This window comes from Chlorobium sp. (assembly GCF_049593655.1).
In the GTDB taxonomy this organism is placed as follows: domain Bacteria; phylum Bacteroidota; class Chlorobiia; order Chlorobiales; family Chlorobiaceae; genus Chlorobium.
Window position 1 is genome coordinate 95,060 of the sequence record NZ_JBAWHG010000036.1, and the last position, 16,876, is coordinate 111,935.

Sequence of the window (16,876 nt, forward strand, 5' to 3'; positions counted from 1 at the left end):
CGGTTACGCCGGGTTTGTGGTGTAAACGAACGATGCCGGATGCCTTACCTGTGTGTCGAGGTCCTGGAACGCCGTCAGCACGGTAATGCCTTTCTCGCTGTGCTTGTAGGGGTTCACAATCAGCTCAAGACCGCCCCACATGCCAACCATCAGCTCGTTCCAGTTGCCGAAAATGGTTTCTTTCACGGCGCCCTTGAGAGCGTTGGTGCTCCTCAGGATCGGGTACCCGTTGCACTGGTCGCCTTCCACGATAAACCCGCTCACGCCCGAAGCCTTCAGCGTCTGCTTCATGGTGCCGACAGGTGTCGGGTGGGCAATGTATGCCAGCGAGCCCTTCAGTGCGTTCGCTTCGGCAACGGTGGTTTCCATGTTCACCACGTCGCTCCACAGAGGAGAGTTCGCCGTTGCGAGCGCCTCGGTTCCGACGGATGATGTGTACATCACGCCGGTAGGCTGGCTGTTTGAACCGGTTCCGGCAAGGCCGGCAAGGTCGATTGCATCGGCAAGACTCTGGTAGAGGTCCCCGCGAACAATCGATTCAACATCGTAGGAGGAGGTCTGCTTCTGCATCTGTCGGGTAATTCCCTGCGATGCGGCCACGGTGTGAATCAGGAACTGGAGAAGGTCGAGGTCCATGGCGGACGTGGTAACGTCATCTCCGGCCTCGGTCTTTTCGCCTACCCAGTACGATGTGGTTCCCACACCGATCTTTGCCATGTCGAATTTTCCGACCAGACCGCTGAGAAAGCGGGCGCCTGCCCGGCCGAGAACGGCCAGAGGACGGAGGTACTCGATAACCTCGCCGCTGCCGAACTCCTCAACAACGCCCGATCCGGTGCCGGAGCTGATGATTGCCGCGCGTGATGCACGGGGAGGAATGGCTTCCAGAGGCACAATAATGCCGCCGCGCTGGCTGGAAATGCCGCGCTGCTTGCAGTATTCGCCGGAAATCTCACGTTCAAACCCGATATCGTTCATCCCCACTTCCGGGCAGTTCGGATCAAGCGCCTGGCTGAGCCTGAGCAGGCTGAACCGCTCCTTGTCCTTGGCGGTCATACCGATCTGCAGGGTTGCCTGCTTTTTCTGGTAATCGAGCAGCGCCGGCTGGAACTCCTTCCAGAATTCATCCGAGGTTTTACGCTCGGCAATCGCCTGAGCGGCAAGTTCACGGCCTGCGGGGAAAACTTCCCGGTTAAGGTCGGCAATTTTGTGAATGCGAGAGGCATCCGATTCGACTTCGCCGACTTTCACGTCGATTGTCTGAGGAGCGGGATTCTGGTTCCCGCGTTCGGCGTCTTTTTCAGGGTCCATGGTCCCTTCTCCGTTTGGGTTTGTAAGGCTTCTTTTGCGATAAACAATCATTTCGAAATCCTGCTCCTTCGAGCGCATGCCGACGGTCTCATCTGCGGGAATCGATACGCTCGAAACCTCGTAAGGCTTCCAGCGGGTAACGTGGTATACTCCTGGAGTGTCGCGTTTCGGGGCCTCGGCCTCAACCACCTCCATAATCACGTACCCCACGCTGACGTTTTTCCTCACGCCGTCGTCAATGTCGGCTTTCAGGTCCTGCCCCAGCTGCGACCGGCTGAACTTCAGCCCGGTTATTTTTCCTTTTCTTGCGCTTTCATCAATCTCCGCGCCAAGAATAACGCCTGCCTGTTCGCTCATGCGATGGCCTTTGAGGAACGGGGCGTTTCCGCTGGCAATCCAGCTCATATCCACGTTTTCCTTCCCGTGCAGCAGAACCTCAGTGCCGCACACATAGCGCTCCTGAGCTTCCACCCACATCCAGCGATTCGAAACACCGTCCTCCGATGAGAAATAGAACTCATAAGTAGGCTCTTCACCTTCTCCGGCTGCACGGACGGTTATCTCGGCGTTCCGGTAATGGACTCCGGTTTTCATCCGGACGGGCTCAAAATCTTTCAGGTCAATCTTTGGCATATGCGTGGCCATTAAGCTTTTTCGTTACACTCCGTTCTCCGGCCTCCTCTATTGCCGACTCAAGCGCCTCTATTCGCGCCTTCAGGCTTCTCGCTTCATCTGCCGCGCCGCCTTTTGTCGGCACCCCGAATATTGAAGACATGTCGATACCTACCGATTCTGCATACTCCTTCTCTTTCGCCAGGCTGTCGATTACCTCCTCGAACTCTACGCCACGGTCCTGGCACACCTCTCCCAGGCTCTTTGCCCGTAACGCCACAGCCTCCCGATTCCCGACGGCCTCCTTCTGCGGGTCAACCCACGCCCACGAACGGGGTATCCACGAAACCGCCGCAACAAACTCCTCAAACCGCGAGAACGGCAGCTTTATCTTGCCGGCAGCCATCGCCATCTTCATCCACTCGGGGAACAGCGGCTCATGAACCCACTCGGTAAGCCACTGCTGCTTTTCCTGCCAGTTGTCCCGCACTTCCAGCATGCCGATTCTTGCGCTGCTGTAATTCACATCGCTCAGGTCGTTGGCAAGGCTGGTATAGTTCACATCTCCGGCCGATGCAATACCACGGAGCAGCTTTGTCGAGAAATCAGCAAACGCCGTTGTGGGGTGTGTCGGGTCATACTGCTGGAACTCAAACCCCGGAGGCAAAACGCCAAACGTCGCCGCCTCACTGTCGAGAAACTCTATTTCGGAAGATCCCTCTTCATCGTCTCCGGCGTAATCGTCCGCATCCGGAACGGACTGCTTGAAAAACCCGCCCTTTTCGGCCGCAAGCCGTGCCGTAGCAACCTCGGCGGCCTCATACTTGTCAAGCATATGCACACGCTGCATTGCTGTTGCCATCCACGGCCAGCCGCGTTTCTGCTCTGCCTCGCTGGGGAAAAAAATGTGCTCAATGTACTTCGCCTCGGTGCGAATGGCGGTTTCGCCAGTGTAATCGCTCCGCATGCCTTTTTTCAGTATCCAGTACGCTACCGGAACCTTGTCGGCGTCGTATTCGATGCCGTTTATGATCTCCGCTCCGTCCCGAAGAATCCGGTTTATCTGTGTCGAAACCCTCATCGGGTCGATCAGCTCTATCTGAAACCCGAACGGACCGGAGCCGTACCGTTTCCGAAGGAAAACCTCCCCATCGCGAACCACATTCCACACAATCGCCCTCTCAAGATCCCGGCGGGTCCACTGCGACCCGAAAAGCGGCACACCCTTCTTGCTCCACTGAGCCCAGGCGGTTTCTATCGCCGTATTGGCAAGCTTATCAAACCGCTTTGCGTCCAGCTTCACTTTTGCATCGATCTTTACGCCTTTCGGCCCGACGATGTTCTGCACGTTCAGCCGTAAATACCGTTTGTAATACCCGTTATTCGATGCCAGCCATCGGCTGCGACCTCGGAGTTTCTGCAAATCGCGCCCGACAACCTCATCCGCCGACAGATTCACCGTCGGCCAATCCATTGTCAACCGATCAACCGTCGCCGCGCCGAACTGCCGGCGACCATGCTTCGGCATAATCCCCGAAGCACCGGTCACCACCCGCGAAACCGGAGCCGATCTGATTCCCGTTCCCGTTGCAGGCTCCTTCAGCATTTCCAGAAGCCGGCCGTTCTGCAGAAGCTCGCTCACGTGAACCTCACCTTAACGGCCTTGAACAAACTGCCGCCCTTTTTCCGCCTGCGCTCCAGCGCATGCTCACGCTGAACCTCGGCACGTAGCTTGTCCCTCGATGCCAAAAGCTCCGGAATAGGAGCAAACCTCATGTTTCGATCCTTGATTGTGTACTCCAGATGCGGCTGAGAAGTGCGGATAAGAATCACGCTCTCCAACGCCGCCAGCGCCTTGGCCGCCAAACTCCGGTTATCCAGCCCGGAGGACTGCGCGGTAAAATCCGGAGCAATAACAATCGTGCCGGTTTCAACCACAAACCGGTCATTGCCTGATGTTACATATGCCTGGTAAGAATAGGTTCCAGCCGTCCAGTCGGCCGAGGTTGCTGCTGGAATAGAAATGAGATGGTCTGCCGAGCTGCCCGACTGCTCCCCGGTAACCCTGATGGACTCTCCGGACATAACGAACGCATAGCTCAATGCCCAGCCGGGAGCCGGGTACTCAGCAAACGAACGCGTCCAACGGACGGAATCGCCAACCGTGATCTTTGAAGGAGTAGACGTAAGCGCCATGGCAAACATGTTTTAAACAGTTTACCATGGCAAGAAGGTTATGTAAATAGCAGCAAAAAAAAGTCTTTCTATATAGAAGATTTATTTGATTGGAAGTGGTTTTTCCTGACGATGCGGGTAATAAAATCCTTCCCACGCTGTTCTTTCAGCGCCGAGATCATAATCAATTTTTGCAGGACCAATCCCGCAAAAATCATCAAACTTATTTGAGTTTAGCCTCAATTTGCACGGATATCACTGTTGACTTCAATCCTAAAGGTCTGTCACGAAGAAGATCGATGCACGTAATCTCAACGCCAGGAAAATTACATTCAAGGCTTTGGAGGTGCCTGAGCATGATTAGCTCAATAGCCGTTTTGGTTTCTATGAAATCCTCCATTGCATTACGAAGATTTTCAATTGCCAGAATAACGTCCTCTTTACATCAGTATCCAGGCTTAGTGAATACAGCACCTGTGACGCTCTGTCAAGGTCCCTCTTTTTCAGGTTTAGCGTATCATTGTGATCCATAATTCCTCCAATTACATTTAGCCATTAAATAAAAAACCTTTTAGCCGCGCCGGGCAAGCTGCTCCTGCAGCCGTTTTCTGAAATTATCACTGAACCGCGCCTGAAAATACTTTGTAGCATAAGCATGAAAATCCCACCGCTCCTGGTAATGCGTTGCGGCCTCCCACGACAATTCAAGCCGCAACCGCCCCTTTGTTCTGCGACCGGTCTTTTTGCTGACCTTGGTTGCCGACCGGCGCCACACTCCAGCCGGAGAACTCGCCCACTTCGCCCCCTTCGGTTTTCCCGAAAAATACATTTTATCGTTCAGCGCAGCTTTCCACGTCTTTTTCAATCCTCCGTGAGAAGCCTTCATTTTCCCTCCGGACGTCGGAACCGGGATCCCGCGTTTCTTCGGGTACTCCGTCCCACCATACACCTGAAACCGCATATACTCCGCCTGCAAGGGCTTCATTTTGATCATGCCAACCAAAGCATACTTCTGAGCCTTCTCCACGTCCCACGCATACGGCGATTTCGTAAAAGCTACCGGTTTGTCAAACTCCGACTCCACAACCCCAGGCAACTCCTGCCGCATCTGGAAAAACGTGTCATTAATCCCCTCTTTAATCGCAAAAGGGATACTCAAATTCGATATCCGGTCAAACTCCGAAAGCACCTCCTTCACATTCGACTCAACAGAAATATTCATGATGGGTTTTTCTACAGTTTCCTGAAATTTACTCATTATTCCCCGAATAAATCTAACTGCTCAGCCACTACCTCCTCCCCAGCAACCAATAACCCCATTCTCCTGATATCGCCGGAATCACCAACCAGAATCGGCCTGGTCGTCAACTCATCCGAAACAACCCTGTCCGGTCCGCTCAACCAATCACCCCAAACCATAAACCGGCACGCAGCCGCAACCCTTTCCGAAACACGCTCCTCATCAAGAAAAAACCGCCCATTACTCTCAACAACCGGAACCCCATCAGGCAACAACCCTCGAACCCGCTCAGCAACCCCGCTCAACTGGTCCCCATTTGCCCACTGCAGCACCATGTTCAAAAAAGTGCCTCCTGGGCCTTCATAAGATTTATTGCAAAAACCGTCACTGGTAAATCTCCGAAATGCGGGTGTGTGATAACCCGGCTCGACCATCCCGTCCAAGGAAAAGATATTCGTCGATCATCGTCTCCCGCTTTCGGATACCCGCAGCATATCACAACTGAGTCGTATTGCTGGCCAATAATGCGTTTTTGCCAGTAATGATTTGCCGCCCGGTATTCCTCCGTCTTTTCGCCGGATTTGATCTGCTCGAAATATTCCTTCTTGACGTGCAAAATGAGGTCTTTCATGCGTCATCCTCCGTTATGATTACCCCGTATTTATCCGCAAGCTTGCAAAGTTTTTCTTTCTTGACCTGCCTCTCTGCTTTTGGCCCTGCAATAAAAATATCATAGAGGACAATTGCGGATATAAACATAAGCCCGAATATTGGAACTATTATCACGCCTCCCCCTTGTGCTTTTTCTTCTTTTTTGCTACTACCTGCTTATCAGCGGGGAACGCTCGTAGCTTTCCATCGATCATTTCATAAACATCCATTCGAAGTCCGCAAGAATGGTACTGCGTGACGATGTGCGCTTGCAGCTCCGCCTTGTCCGCCAGGAGCTGCGTGATTTGTTGCTTACGACCTCTCATATCCTCTTCTTGCTGCTCTTTCATCTTTTGTATGCGTACTGCTTTTGATTCGTTGGCATGGCGATAGGAGTCAACACGAGCTTCAAGTTCTGCGCATTTATTCGCAAGCTCACGATAACCTTCAAGCCGATTTTCTGCCGCAATATCGACCATTTCCTGTATGTATTTTTCCAGTTCCGCAATCCTCGCCAGTGCTGCCGACATGGCGCGGTTGTGGGCGGAGGCGAGGCGGTCGATGATTTTGTTATGATCCGAAACAATTCTCGCCTCTTCTTGCTCTGGCTCATCCTGCACTTCCCATTTGCTTCCAGCTTTAACCAACCGCTCAAACTCGCCCTGCTCCGGCACTGCGGACGGTGGCGTTACGGGCCTCCAGCATGGTGCTGGGGTATCAGCGCTTACGTTCCCTCCACATTCACCGTAATCCGGGCATTCCCCGCACTTCGCTGGTTTATCTCCGGGCCTGTCGCCCTTCATCGGCTTTGCTGGCTGCACAGAGCCGTGCAGCTGGTCGGCTTCAAATTGTTCGCTCATTTTAGTTCTCCCAATTAATTGTTCCGTTATGCTCCTCACCGTCAAGCAGCCGCCCGGCCGCTTTTTTGCCAACCAAATAAATGAAAATTGAATTGCAAATATCTTCTCCAAATCCAAGCTCGGCAACGTGGCCAGCTTGTGATAACCATCGTGCATGACGAAGTTCAACTAATCTTTCCTCACTGAATCCTATCGGCTCTTCGTGCCACTCGCCCCACTGCTTAAAGTGGAAAGGCGCCCCTGCTTCCTTACACTGATCCCGCATCGATCTGGCCCAGTCAGGGTGCATGGGCCGCGCATTCGGGCCGCTCTCACCGCCCATTATTACGAGATCGAGACCCGTAAGCCATTCAGGTCGTATCTTTACCGGCCCGAGCGCAGGTTCATAGCTCACAAAGCGCCGGGCTGCAGGAATCTGCAAAAGCATCGATATCCGGTAAGCGGCCGTTGCCTGATCCTCGATTGACACTCCGATGGCGAGGTGCTTCCAGAAAGGCCCAAATGATGATACCGGAACGCGGTTCAGCGACGGGTTTCTATGCCTGTATTTAGCTGTCTCACAAACGACCCTTGCATAGGTTCCCGGATCGCTTATATATGCAAACATCCGTGCTGGTCTTTTTGTCAGCAACATATACCGGTGATGTGGGGATAGAGCAATTACCGCCATAACGTCATCAATCCATTCATCCGGTACGCTTTCATGAAACAGGTCACCCATTGAGCAGACAAAAATCGTCCTCGGTTTCCGAGCTGTCAGCGGGTTGAATTTCGGTTGCTTTCGCACAGTCTCACCACTCCATACCCAGCGGAAATGATCGTTGTAGTGCATCACGTCATAGTACGGCCCTTTGATCCCTTCTTTTCCGTTTCTGCAGAGCACAAACCTTGCCGCTATCTTCTCAGCATAGCAATTCGCACACCCTGCCGACACCTTGGAACAGCCAACTATAGGGTTCCATGTCGCATCGCACCAGTTGATTTCCGTTTTTGCACCCATAACCTCTACCTCCTCCGTCTGAATGTTAATTTTCGAACCCGCTTCAAACTTTTTTTCTTTTTCTCCTCAACCGGATCCTCATACGGAACATCCTGAACCGGATTTTGCCCCGAAACGGCCTCATCAGGAGCTTTTCGGCGCCGAATCTTCCCCCACTTCGGTTTCAGCACCAATAACGCCGCATACGCATACACACGGGTATCCACGGCCTCGTTTCGTTCCCTTATCTTCGCCCACTGCATGATGCCGCCCACTTTCTTCTTCTCCTCAGCCGTCAGCATCATAAAATAGTTCTTGTCCCGGTCATGGGGGAAATGAGCGCTACCCGGGTTCCCTGCCTCAATCTCCAGCCTCCTCAGAACAACATCCTTCACCTGGTTACCGTCAACCAGCCAAAGCTTCTGCCGGCTTTTACCAACCCTCGATTCCTTCACTACCCCCTCAACACGCTGGGACGCACCTTTCATCGAAATAATCTTGTGCACCCGCGCCGCTTGGCGAACCCACCGATAAACCACATGCGAATCAACTCCCTCCGTGTTCTTCTTCTCCTTGGGGTTATATCCAGTATCCACCGCCATCATATCCACAGGAATCACCACCCCGTCCTCACGGACCCAGTGCTGATCCATTACGGAAAAAAGCTGGTCAAACGTCGAAATCAGCTCCGTGTTTCCCCGGAGAACCGAATACTCCAAGGACCAGTTTTCTCCATCCGAAGCCCAGGCGATAACCTCAACCTCCAGCCGATCACCCTGCACGTCAACACCGCAGGTAATAATTTCAGCCTTCAGCGGCAACCGCGCGGGGAACCGTTCCCTGCGGCCCATGAGCGGTTCATCGTCAATTCTTCCGCCCTTCTCCTCCCACAACTCTGCCAGAGCCGTATTCGTGAAAACCTGCATCCGATCCGGATACCCTACCGAATGCAAAAACTCTGCGGCCGTCTCTGCCCAGGTAACGAAAGGCGAGTAAGCCTGCCACATGTGAAACCCCTGTCTTTCCCGGATTTTCGGGTACTTCGCCCGCCACTCCCCGGCCTGCACCATCTCATGTTTCCAGTCATGCTCAATCAAAGCCCCACACAACTCGCAAACGAAATACGCATGAATGTGGGCAGCAATCGCCTTCCGCTTATAATCAAACTCCTCGTCACCGTCAGCCGTCAAGGCCTGTATAGCCTCCTTGTCGTACTCAAACTTCAGGTTCGGAAACTTCAAGGTCTGCATGCCGTTGCAATGTGGGCAAGGAACGAACCGGCGCTTCTGGTTTGTTTCCATGTACGCCGGGTAAATCCTCGATGCGCCCCTCGTCGTCGGAGAGCTCACCAAAATGATTTTCCGGTCCGAATAGCTTGTCGTTCTCTTCCGCGCCAACATCAGGATATCACCCTCACCCCTTATCAGCTTACCCCACCGGTCTATTTCATCGCCAACCAGAATCCGTATCGGGTAGCTGCTCAGCGATGCCGGAGAATTCGCGCCGGCAAGAATGATGAACCCGCCAGGAATCCGCTTGAACCGCATTGAGTTATCAGCGTTTCGTGTCCCGTGCCTCCCAAGAAGCGGCTGTAACGGCGGAGTCTTTTCAAACATCGGGTCCAAGCGGCCCTTGCTCATGTTATTCGCCATCTCGATCATTGGAAGCACCCACATCATATGGCAAGGCTCCCGATGAGCAAACCGTCCAAGAGTATTCAAGATCAACTCCGTTTTTCCGGTCTGCACGGACCACATCAGAACAACCTCTTCCACGAATGGATCAGAAATGGCGTCCATCGGCTCCCGCTGGTACTCAGCCATCGAAACGTAATACTTCCCCCTCTCCGTGTACCTATGCTCATCAGTCCACTCAGAAACCGTTTCGAGCGGAGGAGGAAGCAAATCAAGCAACAACTCCCCAGCCCGAGCATCAATCGCGGCGGCACTCAAATAACTCACGCATCCTCCTTCAAATCAAAAAGCCTGCATTGCGCCATGTGTCGGTCAACACGCGACTTTCCGGCGGCAAAGTAGTCCGGATCAAGCTCGCATAGGTCAAGATCAAACCCCATGTCGTGACAGGCGATTGCAATACTCATGCTCCCCCCGTGCGTTTCAAGTATGCGGTCGCCGGGCTTTGCGTAGTTCTTTAGCAGCCATTTGTAGAGAGCTACCGGTTTTTGAATGACGTCCATGCAAGTTCCGCTTCACTCATCATTGTTAAATCAGCGTCTCTGTTTTTGTCCCAAACAACCCAGCCATTTACAGAAGGAAGATATTCTGAGTAATAATTACCACCCCATATTATTTGGTTTTTTGATACCCTCATTAACTCGTTGAAATACTCTGCGCTTGGTGCTTCTCGATTATCATACTCATATAAAGCGCCTTGCTTGTAAAACCGATCTTTCCGAGATTTCGACCAAACTTCACTTATCCCATAAGGTGGGTCAACAATCGCCAACTGATACGCCTTGTCCGGCAAGCCGAGCATGAAATCCATGCAATTGATGTGGTGCAGAGTGATCATTTTGAACCATCAATACGTTACAAAAGCCGTTAAAGCCGCAGCCGAAAGCCAATACCCGCATTTTCTCCAATCTCCGGAAGCGTGATACACTGCGGCTGCCGCCACATCCAAAACAATCAAAACCGTAGGAAAAAATCTTGGGCTCATTCTTCCCTTCCTTCGTTCTCTTCGCTTTTTGCAAGCTCTGTCAGTGCATCATTCATTTCTCGGCGATAAATAATTTCCTTCTCTCGAGGTTCATGAGGCAGCTTTATCAGCGACAATCTCCGTGGAAGCCGCAAAAGCTTTTCCCGCATGTTCAGTACCCTGTCACGATACTTCTCATGCATCACCTCCATTTCTCCATATCGACCCTGGGCAACAGCCAGTTTATGTTCTGCCATATCTGCCTGAGCCCGCTTCAATCGCAGCTCTTCATGATCGATCGAATTCAATTCTTCCTGTTTTGATCGGATCATAAAGTCGATATAAGCCTGCACGTTTTCAGCAACCGGATAAGCCCCTCGTTTCGCCTTCAAAAACACCCCATCGGTAACCAACTGCTGAACCCTACGGGAAGATATCCCTATGATATCAGCAAGCTCTTTAACCGTTACCTCTTTCATTACAAAACGATAAAGTGAAACCGAAACACTCCGAAAACAATGTCACGCTAAAAAAACCGCGCGGCACGAAACCATTCACACCCCTAAGGGGCTAGGAAGGACCCGCGCGCCATGTATCACAATGAGACATATTAGAGAGGGAGAAGCCTTTGAACAGCTTCGACGATCTTCCTGGTTCCGGAGTCCTGAAGGTGTTCGATGATGGCGGACTTGCGCTGCAGCTGGTTCTTGAGTTCAGCGCGGTCTTTTTGCAGCCTGTAGATCTCGCGTTGAAAATCGATAACTTTCTGCTTAAGCTGCTCCGTCGTCATCAGATCAATCTCTGAGGCTTTAACCGTTGTAGCCAAACACGCTGTTCCTCTTGTTTTGCTCATGGTGATGATGTATGAGATTACGCAATATGCTCTCGAACCTGTAGCCCGAACCGCTCAACGTCGGCTCGGGTGCTGTACCACTCTTCGCCCTCCTTTCCATCGCGGATGACGGATATCCAGTCTTTGAAGTCGGTAATCTGTACCCGTAATGAGAACGTCGGTCGGTCATGATCGGTTGATTTATTCCCCTTCTTTTGCTCGGCTTCGTAGTCCGCCGTCAGACGATCGATGTACATCCGGCCCTGATCATCCTTCTCTCGCAATTTGATGGGCGTCAGGAAATTCCTGCTCCAAAATTCATCAGTCCTTGCCCATGAGATAACCTCCTTCATATGCTCCTTGTCCCGCTTGTCAAGCTCTCGGAGCTTGTACCACGTGAGCGCCCACTGAGTTATCATGCTTACTGTAGGCTTAATGTCGGAAGGGCATAGTTTGTCATTGAACCAATCCGCGAATTTGATTGACTCATCCTTAAAAACAGAATTATGAAAGGTCTGAGGGAGAGAAGCGAATGCGCTCTCCCGATCTTGATGTTTGCCTCCGACATTCCTCTTTTTCTTTTCTTCTCTTCCTTTCTCTTCCTCTCCTATCCTATCCTCTCTATTCGCTATACTTGTGCTTAGCATCTGCTTAGCATCTGCTTCGTTTGTGCTAAGCAGATGATTTATATCCGCTTCAAGCGCCGCCTTTTTTCGCCCTCCAATGGCTCCGGCAGTGCGCTTCTTTGCAATAAGAGCATCATACTCTCCCATACGCTTCAGCAACTGTGGTGATGCAAATGTTCCGTCGTCCTCATCAATGACAAAAAGATCATAACCAGTGACGACAGCTTTCATCTTCTCGGCACTCGTGTTGTATTTTCGAGCCAAAATAGGGATCATGCTCATCGGAGCACGATATCCATCCTGATCTCTCAGCGTCTCGATGAGTATCCAGAATATCCCGTATCCCTCACACCCAAGCTGATCGATCAACATCATGCACTTAAAATCGTCCTTCGCGTTGCTATCATGCCGGAACCAGTATGCCGCGTTTGCCATCGTTACAGATTAAAGATTCATAGAAAAGTCATACTGTCAGAGAAATTCCGGTACTCCCATCCGCCCCCCTTTCTTGGCCATGTCATGATCATTCGAAATGGATATCTGCTGGCAACAACCTTGGCCTTTAGCAAAGCCTTTTCCTCAATCACACCAAGAGCGCCTTTGACTTCATGCAGTTCAAGTATCCCATCAAACCGCTGAACCATGAAATCAACCTTGTAATAAGCGCCATCCGCGATCTTGACATTGAAAGGCTCTTCCCAGTATTCGACGATCTCGCCGGCCTGCTTCATTGCTGCAAGATGTAGACTGTACCGTATCTGGGTTTTCGTCTGACGACCAGTCCGGTTCAGTGCCCTTGCGTAGTATCGCTCACGGCTCATGCAACACAACTCCTTTCCACGGCCATCTCAGGCACGTTCTCCGCAACCAGCGCAGAGGCGAGAGGAGGGGAAACGCTGTTCCCACACATGCGCACCTGAGCGGTTTTCGTCAAAATCAGCCCCTGCTCCGGGCGGTCTCCGATGATGTAATCATCCGGAAACCCCTGCGCCCGAAAAAGCTCCCTCGGCGCAAGCATCCTCATCCCTATATCAGTGATTGAATATTCTTGCCCATCAACCGTTACCAGCCCGAACCGGTCACGCGACGTGACGGTATGCAGAGGCTCAGAGAGCTCCACACCGTCCTGCTCGTTGCCGTAATACTTGACCAGAAACGCTCTGACCTCTGCGAAGTGAGTTCCTCCTGCGCTGATTGTTCGCAGCGGCTCATCTGTCGCCTGTCCGACGTTATTGCCGCGCATCTTGATCAAATTGTGCTGGTAACCAATGCAGACTTTCCTCCGCCTCCGGCTGTAATCAACACCCGTCACCGTACCGATTGGACTTTCCAGAGAAGATCCAATTACCCCGCCGTAATGCTTTGCAAGAAACGCCGTGACAAGAGCATGATGCCCTCCTTTCGTTTGAGCGCAAATAGTCCGCAGCGGCTCATCAGCTGTCATACACCTCGGACTGCTGGCATTCGCGCACTCCGTAAAAACGGGAGCTACAAGCGCGCCTTGAGACCCTTGAGCAGTTATTGTCCATGCCGGATCATTAATGCTTCGGACTCTTGGCTTTTGCCCGCTCTTCTCCCCGTTGCGGGTATTGATGATAAAAGGCTCTGCAGCATTGACCACGTACCGCATGATTCCCTTTGCTATCCTGCGGCAAGTAGCTTCAGCAAGAGGCCTCTGCCGCTCGAAAATGGACGGACAAGGTAATGACCAGTCTATGCATTCAGCAGCCGTACGATAAGGCTTCAGGCCTGGCCCATGGGTAGGCTCCGGCCACACAATCGGCATCCCGTCGCGCCTGGCTATGAGAAAAAGACGTTTCCGGATTGTCGGCGCCCCGTAGTCGCATGCGCGCAATTCGCGCCATTCGACCTGATAACCTTGGCGATTCAGCGCGTTTCTGAACGCCTTAAACTCACGACCTTTGTTTTTTTTGCACGGCCGCCCGTCAGGGCCTATGGGCCCCCACGTTAAAAACTCCTCGACGTTCTCAAGCATGATCACTCTCGGCTGCCTCGTTGCAGCCCACCGCAGAGCAACCCACGCAAGCCCCCTGATGCCTTTTTCGACCGGTTTCCCGCCCTTTGCCTTTGAGAAATGCTTGCAGTCCGGTGACAGCCAAAGCAAACCAATCGGTCTGCCCGGCTTTACGTCTCTGGGATTTACATCCCATACTGATTCACAGTAATGCTCCGTTTCAGGATGGTTTGCCGTGTGCATGGCGATAGCTTCCGGATCGTGATTGATCGCCACAGTCACGCGACGGCCAAGAGCAAGTTCTATACCCGTTGATGCACCACCGCCGCCGGCAAAATTGTCAATAATGATTTCGGGCTCTATATCAAGACGTAGCTGCTTCATGCTTTATCAAGATTTTGTCCTAAATACCGCAGTACCGAATCGTATACAGCCTCAAATGAGCCGAAACCATCAAACTCGATTTTTCGGCCAATCACCTGAGCCGACCAGATTTGCCGGCCGTGCCTCAGTCGGCACTCGAAAACAGCAAATTCATCTCCAATAGCCCGGCCTCCCTCATTCTCCCGAAACTTCCGGGCGCGGTGCCGGTCGCTCACGCACTCTACCTCAATGCTCAGGCGAGGCGAGATATCTCAGCCAAGCGCCGCGCCGAAAGCTGCAGGGTTGTCCTTGATGTCGACGCCTCCGATGTTCGGATTTTCATCAAGCACTACGCCGGCCTCCGCCAGGAAGTAATCGGGGATGATGTCGGCAGATGCAGGCTGAGCGGTAAAAAGAGCCGCGCCAAGGGCGGCCAGAAGAAATGTTAACAATGGTCCCGCGCAATTTCCCGGCATAAAAAACGCTTATCCCTTCGTCGTTTAATTGGCTTATTTTCCTTACAGTTATACGCCTCGCCGTAGCATAGTAGACCGTTTTTTCTTTTCGTCGCTGGAGAACCGCCGCGAGATCGTAATCATGTATATGCGATGAGTGCATCACTGCTCACCTCCATTGCTCAGCCCGTTATACCGGCTACGCTGCGCCTCAACAATGCCCCATATCGTTGCCACAGCGCCGAAGGCAAAAACCGTCCACGGAACAAGGCTGTTCAGCACCTGCCCGAATGCTACTGCATATTCTCCCATGACATCCGCCGTTTAAGTGAAAAGTTTCGTCTGATCATTCTTCTCGAGTACCAGGGCGCCCGACAACAGGCCATCCCCTACGTTGATCCTGCACGGCATATTGAGTTGCCCATCCGTCAGACCGCCGGATCGATACTCAATCTCCTGCCACACCTCCACGCTCACCGTCGCCACCGTTTTCGCATCAAGCCGCGCCTTGTCAAGCTGAAAAATCCCTTCTCCCGGCTTCCGGCTTTCATGAACCACAATCACCGGAACCCCCTCCGGAAGCAGCCGGCGAATCCGTTCTCGCTGCGCCGAACTGCCGCAGTCAGGCCCCCATCTCAACCAGCCCCTTACCGACCTGCACCGCGCATTCATCGCATCCACTGTTTCACCTCATCGATTGCGTCAAGCAGGTTCCGCAGCGTATCGTGCACCAGGTGAGTGAAAAACCACCACACACGGATAATTCCGTAAATAATCGCGCCGCCTGCTCCGAACAGCCAGCCAAACAGCTTCCCCTCATGCATCGCCGGATCCTCGTACCAATCCGCGCCCCATATAAATGTTTTCAGCTTGTTCAGCATGATGTATTCTCCTTCACTCCGGCAATCGCGGATTGACGAGCGAGAACAACCTCAACAAGCGCTTTGCATGCAGCAACTATCGGTTTGTCGCCCTGGCTGATAAAACGCCGGTACAAGCCCTGAGAAACGGAATCCTGAGGGATGTAATCGCTATAATCAGTTATGTCGGCAGCCGCCTCATGCTCTCCGGTACGGAAATTCTTGAGTTGGTTCAGCATGCATCCTCCTTCGCGTTCAGTTTTTCTGCTACGGCACGGATGTCCTCCTCGCGCCATGCGGTTGTTCTTGGAGCAATATTTACCGGCTTCGGGTACTTGCCTTTTCGAACCCCTGTATACCAGCTGGTTTTCGACACCGGGATGATTGCGGGGATTTTCTCCCGCCGGTCTCCGATGATGTCCTTCAGCCGGAGAAAGCGCGGCATCTCATTATTCATGCGTCACCATCCCCGGCAGTTTCATCGCGGATATGCTCGATAGCCTTGCCGGGTTCAGCGGTGCGCCAGTCCGGCCACGTGCGCAGCTCATTAATTCCCTGCTTCCTTATCAGGCCGTCAACAATTTGCTTCGGTGTGAAACCGGCGCGCCATGCGCCATCCAGCGCGAGGATGATAATATCGACCCATTCAGACAGGTCTTTTCCTTCAGTTGCGGCAACTTCATCAATCTCTTTACAGATATGATTGACGGAGAATTCAATCTGCCGCTCGATGATCTTGATTAAATCTGTGCTCATGCGGCCTCCATGCGGTTGATGATGATTCGTGCCAGTACTCTGGCGGCGGCTTCGTCGCCGCTTTCGACGCCGTCAACCAGCACCAGATACAACTGCTCAAGCAGAGGCCCGCTACAGACGTTGCTCCGCGCCATTTCGGAAAGAGTGCATATCGTCAGCGCAAAACGCAGCGAATCCGTCATGTTGGTGTAGGTGTTGCACGACATGCTCAGCTCTCCGGCTGGTTTGCCTCTGTTTCAAGGGAATCGATTTCGCGCTCACGGGCGGCCTTCGCTTCGATTTGCAACTGCTTGTATGCCTCTTTTCTTTTTTTCTCTTCCTGCTTTCTGGAAGCGCGCTCCGATTTAATACGGGCGCTTACCCGAAACGCGAGGCGAATTGTGGCGGGATCGGACTGACGATGAATCCTTTTCGAAACGGCATTGATAGTGAGTTTTTCGCCGCATTTTTCAGCAAGAATCCGTGTAACCTTAGCAATCGTCCCGTGTTCAAGCTGAATTTCCTGTTTACCTGTTTCCTCTGG

26 protein-coding genes are annotated in these 16,876 nt (G+C 52.5%); 1 reads left to right on the forward strand and 25 read right to left on the reverse strand.

Annotated elements, in window-relative coordinates; translation table 11 throughout:
- Nucleotides 1-3 precede the first annotated feature (3 nt).
- The 13 genes from WBP50_RS06090 to WBP50_RS06150 all read right to left on the reverse strand — a co-directional run bounded on the left by WBP50_RS06090 (nucleotide 4) and on the right by WBP50_RS06150 (nucleotide 10,965).
- Nucleotides 4-1,944 (reverse strand): phage major capsid protein, encoded by a 1,941-nt coding sequence (locus WBP50_RS06090; RefSeq protein WP_423932452.1) that lies wholly within the window; start codon nucleotides 1,942-1,944, stop codon nucleotides 4-6.
- Nucleotides 1,931-3,565, reverse strand: a complete 1,635-nt coding sequence (locus WBP50_RS06095; RefSeq protein WP_423932454.1) for a phage portal protein — start codon at nucleotides 3,563-3,565, stop codon at nucleotides 1,931-1,933. Before WBP50_RS06095 ends, WBP50_RS06090 begins: the two co-directional genes overlap by 14 nt.
- Complete coding sequence (locus WBP50_RS06100) at nucleotides 3,562-4,128, reverse strand: hypothetical protein (protein WP_423932455.1); 567 nt, start codon at nucleotides 4,126-4,128, stop codon at nucleotides 3,562-3,564. Before WBP50_RS06100 ends, WBP50_RS06095 begins: the two co-directional genes overlap by 4 nt.
- Nucleotides 4,129-4,669: 541 nt before the next feature.
- Nucleotides 4,670-5,356, reverse strand: coding sequence for a hypothetical protein (locus tag WBP50_RS06105; protein WP_423932457.1), 687 nt, complete (start codon nucleotides 5,354-5,356; stop codon nucleotides 4,670-4,672).
- Entirely contained in the window at nucleotides 5,356-5,673 is a 318-nt protein-coding gene (locus WBP50_RS06110) for a hypothetical protein (RefSeq protein WP_423932459.1), read from the reverse strand. Before WBP50_RS06110 ends, WBP50_RS06105 begins: the two co-directional genes overlap by 1 nt.
- A gap of 2 nt (nucleotides 5,674-5,675) precedes the next feature.
- On the reverse strand, nucleotides 5,676-5,969 hold the full coding sequence (locus WBP50_RS06115; RefSeq protein WP_423932461.1) for an ASCH domain-containing protein: 294 nt from the start codon (nucleotides 5,967-5,969) through the stop codon (nucleotides 5,676-5,678).
- Nucleotides 5,966-6,124, reverse strand: a complete 159-nt coding sequence (locus tag WBP50_RS06120) for a hypothetical protein (RefSeq protein WP_423932463.1) — start codon at nucleotides 6,122-6,124, stop codon at nucleotides 5,966-5,968. Before WBP50_RS06120 ends, WBP50_RS06115 begins: the two co-directional genes overlap by 4 nt.
- Nucleotides 6,121-6,849, reverse strand: a complete 729-nt coding sequence (locus tag WBP50_RS06125; protein WP_423932465.1) for a hypothetical protein — start codon at nucleotides 6,847-6,849, stop codon at nucleotides 6,121-6,123. Before WBP50_RS06125 ends, WBP50_RS06120 begins: the two co-directional genes overlap by 4 nt.
- A gap of 1 nt (nucleotide 6,850) precedes the next feature.
- Nucleotides 6,851-7,849 carry a phage Gp37/Gp68 family protein gene (locus WBP50_RS06130; RefSeq protein WP_423932466.1) on the reverse strand — a complete coding sequence of 333 codons (999 nt, stop codon included), beginning with the start codon at nucleotides 7,847-7,849 and terminating at the stop codon, nucleotides 6,851-6,853.
- A gap of 5 nt (nucleotides 7,850-7,854) precedes the next feature.
- Complete coding sequence (locus tag WBP50_RS06135) at nucleotides 7,855-9,780, reverse strand: phage terminase large subunit family protein (protein ID WP_423932467.1); 1,926 nt, start codon at nucleotides 9,778-9,780, stop codon at nucleotides 7,855-7,857.
- Between the two features lie 5 nt (nucleotides 9,781-9,785).
- Entirely contained in the window at nucleotides 9,786-10,025 is a 240-nt protein-coding gene (locus tag WBP50_RS06140; protein WP_423932468.1) for a hypothetical protein, read from the reverse strand.
- Nucleotides 10,001-10,333: a hypothetical protein gene (locus tag WBP50_RS06145; protein ID WP_423932470.1), complete on the reverse strand. Its 333-nt coding sequence runs from the start codon at nucleotides 10,331-10,333 to the stop codon at nucleotides 10,001-10,003. The genes WBP50_RS06140 and WBP50_RS06145 overlap by 25 nt, the downstream gene beginning before the upstream one ends.
- Nucleotides 10,334-10,503: 170 nt before the next feature.
- Nucleotides 10,504-10,965, reverse strand: a complete 462-nt coding sequence (locus tag WBP50_RS06150; protein WP_423932471.1) for a hypothetical protein — start codon at nucleotides 10,963-10,965, stop codon at nucleotides 10,504-10,506.
- Between the two features lie 149 nt (nucleotides 10,966-11,114).
- On the opposite strand from WBP50_RS06150, the gene WBP50_RS06155 reads away from it, so the two are divergent.
- The gene (locus WBP50_RS06155; protein ID WP_423932473.1) at nucleotides 11,115-11,291 is read left to right on the forward strand and encodes a hypothetical protein; all 177 of its coding nucleotides are present in this window, start codon (nucleotides 11,115-11,117) and stop codon (nucleotides 11,289-11,291) included.
- Nucleotides 11,292-11,356: 65 nt separating this feature from the next.
- On the opposite strand, the gene WBP50_RS06160 is transcribed toward WBP50_RS06155, so the two are convergent.
- The 12 genes from WBP50_RS06160 to WBP50_RS06215 form a co-directional block, all read right to left on the reverse strand.
- On the reverse strand, nucleotides 11,357-12,379 hold the full coding sequence (locus tag WBP50_RS06160) for a DUF4373 domain-containing protein (protein WP_423932474.1): 1,023 nt from the start codon (nucleotides 12,377-12,379) through the stop codon (nucleotides 11,357-11,359).
- Between the two features lie 17 nt (nucleotides 12,380-12,396).
- On the reverse strand, nucleotides 12,397-12,765 hold the full coding sequence (locus WBP50_RS06165) for a DUF1064 domain-containing protein (protein WP_423932476.1): 369 nt from the start codon (nucleotides 12,763-12,765) through the stop codon (nucleotides 12,397-12,399).
- Complete coding sequence (locus tag WBP50_RS06170) at nucleotides 12,762-14,303, reverse strand: DNA cytosine methyltransferase (RefSeq protein ID WP_423932477.1); 1,542 nt, start codon at nucleotides 14,301-14,303, stop codon at nucleotides 12,762-12,764. Before WBP50_RS06170 ends, WBP50_RS06165 begins: the two co-directional genes overlap by 4 nt.
- A gap of 251 nt (nucleotides 14,304-14,554) precedes the next feature.
- Entirely contained in the window at nucleotides 14,555-14,734 is a 180-nt protein-coding gene (locus WBP50_RS06175) for a hypothetical protein (RefSeq protein WP_423932479.1), read from the reverse strand.
- Between the two features lie 165 nt (nucleotides 14,735-14,899).
- Nucleotides 14,900-15,049, reverse strand: a complete 150-nt coding sequence (locus WBP50_RS06180; protein WP_423932481.1) for a hypothetical protein — start codon at nucleotides 15,047-15,049, stop codon at nucleotides 14,900-14,902.
- A 12-nt stretch (nucleotides 15,050-15,061) separates the two neighbouring features.
- Nucleotides 15,062-15,409, reverse strand: a complete 348-nt coding sequence (locus tag WBP50_RS06185) for a hypothetical protein (RefSeq protein ID WP_423932483.1) — start codon at nucleotides 15,407-15,409, stop codon at nucleotides 15,062-15,064.
- Nucleotides 15,406-15,618 carry a hypothetical protein gene (locus WBP50_RS06190; protein WP_423932485.1) on the reverse strand — a complete coding sequence of 71 codons (213 nt, stop codon included), beginning with the start codon at nucleotides 15,616-15,618 and terminating at the stop codon, nucleotides 15,406-15,408. Before WBP50_RS06190 ends, WBP50_RS06185 begins: the two co-directional genes overlap by 4 nt.
- Nucleotides 15,612-15,836, reverse strand: a complete 225-nt coding sequence (locus WBP50_RS06195; RefSeq protein ID WP_423932486.1) for a hypothetical protein — start codon at nucleotides 15,834-15,836, stop codon at nucleotides 15,612-15,614. The genes WBP50_RS06190 and WBP50_RS06195 overlap by 7 nt, the downstream gene beginning before the upstream one ends.
- Nucleotides 15,830-16,054, reverse strand: a complete 225-nt coding sequence (locus tag WBP50_RS06200) for a helix-turn-helix transcriptional regulator (protein ID WP_423932487.1) — start codon at nucleotides 16,052-16,054, stop codon at nucleotides 15,830-15,832. The genes WBP50_RS06195 and WBP50_RS06200 overlap by 7 nt, the downstream gene beginning before the upstream one ends.
- Nucleotides 16,051-16,353 carry a dATP/dGTP pyrophosphohydrolase domain-containing protein gene (locus tag WBP50_RS06205; protein WP_423932488.1) on the reverse strand — a complete coding sequence of 101 codons (303 nt, stop codon included), beginning with the start codon at nucleotides 16,351-16,353 and terminating at the stop codon, nucleotides 16,051-16,053. Before WBP50_RS06205 ends, WBP50_RS06200 begins: the two co-directional genes overlap by 4 nt.
- Nucleotides 16,350-16,559: a hypothetical protein gene (locus WBP50_RS06210; protein WP_423932489.1), complete on the reverse strand. Its 210-nt coding sequence runs from the start codon at nucleotides 16,557-16,559 to the stop codon at nucleotides 16,350-16,352. The genes WBP50_RS06205 and WBP50_RS06210 overlap by 4 nt, the downstream gene beginning before the upstream one ends.
- A 2-nt stretch (nucleotides 16,560-16,561) precedes the next feature.
- The coding region (locus WBP50_RS06215; protein WP_423932490.1) for a hypothetical protein at nucleotides 16,562-16,876 on the reverse strand (315 nt) is incomplete at its 5' end.

What these genes read in the sequence shown, in the direction of transcription:
- WBP50_RS06090 (WP_423932452.1), bottom strand. Translation starts at nt 1,944, where the DNA reads ATGCCAAAGATTGACCTGAAAGATTTTGAGCCCGTCCGGATGAAAACC.
- WBP50_RS06195 (WP_423932486.1), bottom strand. Translation starts at nt 15,836, where the DNA reads ATGCTGAACCAACTCAAGAATTTCCGTACCGGAGAGCATGAGGCGGCT.
- WBP50_RS06140 (WP_423932468.1), bottom strand. Translation starts at nt 10,025, where the DNA reads ATGGACGTCATTCAAAAACCGGTAGCTCTCTACAAATGGCTGCTAAAG.
- WBP50_RS06185 (WP_423932483.1), bottom strand. Translation starts at nt 15,409, where the DNA reads ATGAATGCGCGGTGCAGGTCGGTAAGGGGCTGGTTGAGATGGGGGCCT.
- WBP50_RS06160 (WP_423932474.1), bottom strand. Translation starts at nt 12,379, where the DNA reads ATGGCAAACGCGGCATACTGGTTCCGGCATGATAGCAACGCGAAGGAC.
- WBP50_RS06105 (WP_423932457.1), bottom strand. Translation starts at nt 5,356, where the DNA reads ATGAGTAAATTTCAGGAAACTGTAGAAAAACCCATCATGAATATTTCT.
- WBP50_RS06190 (WP_423932485.1), bottom strand. Translation starts at nt 15,618, where the DNA reads ATGCTGAACAAGCTGAAAACATTTATATGGGGCGCGGATTGGTACGAG.
- WBP50_RS06150 (WP_423932471.1), bottom strand. Translation starts at nt 10,965, where the DNA reads ATGAAAGAGGTAACGGTTAAAGAGCTTGCTGATATCATAGGGATATCT.
- WBP50_RS06110 (WP_423932459.1), bottom strand. Translation starts at nt 5,673, where the DNA reads ATGGTGCTGCAGTGGGCAAATGGGGACCAGTTGAGCGGGGTTGCTGAG.
- WBP50_RS06210 (WP_423932489.1), bottom strand. Translation starts at nt 16,559, where the DNA reads ATGTCGTGCAACACCTACACCAACATGACGGATTCGCTGCGTTTTGCG.
- WBP50_RS06165 (WP_423932476.1), bottom strand. Translation starts at nt 12,765, where the DNA reads ATGAGCCGTGAGCGATACTACGCAAGGGCACTGAACCGGACTGGTCGT.
- WBP50_RS06205 (WP_423932488.1), bottom strand. Translation starts at nt 16,353, where the DNA reads ATGAGCACAGATTTAATCAAGATCATCGAGCGGCAGATTGAATTCTCC.
- WBP50_RS06125 (WP_423932465.1), bottom strand. Translation starts at nt 6,849, where the DNA reads ATGAGCGAACAATTTGAAGCCGACCAGCTGCACGGCTCTGTGCAGCCA.
- WBP50_RS06115 (WP_423932461.1), bottom strand. Translation starts at nt 5,969, where the DNA reads ATGAAAGACCTCATTTTGCACGTCAAGAAGGAATATTTCGAGCAGATC.
- WBP50_RS06145 (WP_423932470.1), bottom strand. Translation starts at nt 10,333, where the DNA reads ATGGATTTCATGCTCGGCTTGCCGGACAAGGCGTATCAGTTGGCGATT.
- WBP50_RS06170 (WP_423932477.1), bottom strand. Translation starts at nt 14,303, where the DNA reads ATGAAGCAGCTACGTCTTGATATAGAGCCCGAAATCATTATTGACAAT.
- WBP50_RS06130 (WP_423932466.1), bottom strand. Translation starts at nt 7,849, where the DNA reads ATGGGTGCAAAAACGGAAATCAACTGGTGCGATGCGACATGGAACCCT.
- WBP50_RS06180 (WP_423932481.1), bottom strand. Translation starts at nt 15,049, where the DNA reads ATGGGAGAATATGCAGTAGCATTCGGGCAGGTGCTGAACAGCCTTGTT.
- WBP50_RS06200 (WP_423932487.1), bottom strand. Translation starts at nt 16,054, where the DNA reads ATGAATAATGAGATGCCGCGCTTTCTCCGGCTGAAGGACATCATCGGA.
- WBP50_RS06100 (WP_423932455.1), bottom strand. Translation starts at nt 4,128, where the DNA reads ATGTTTGCCATGGCGCTTACGTCTACTCCTTCAAAGATCACGGTTGGC.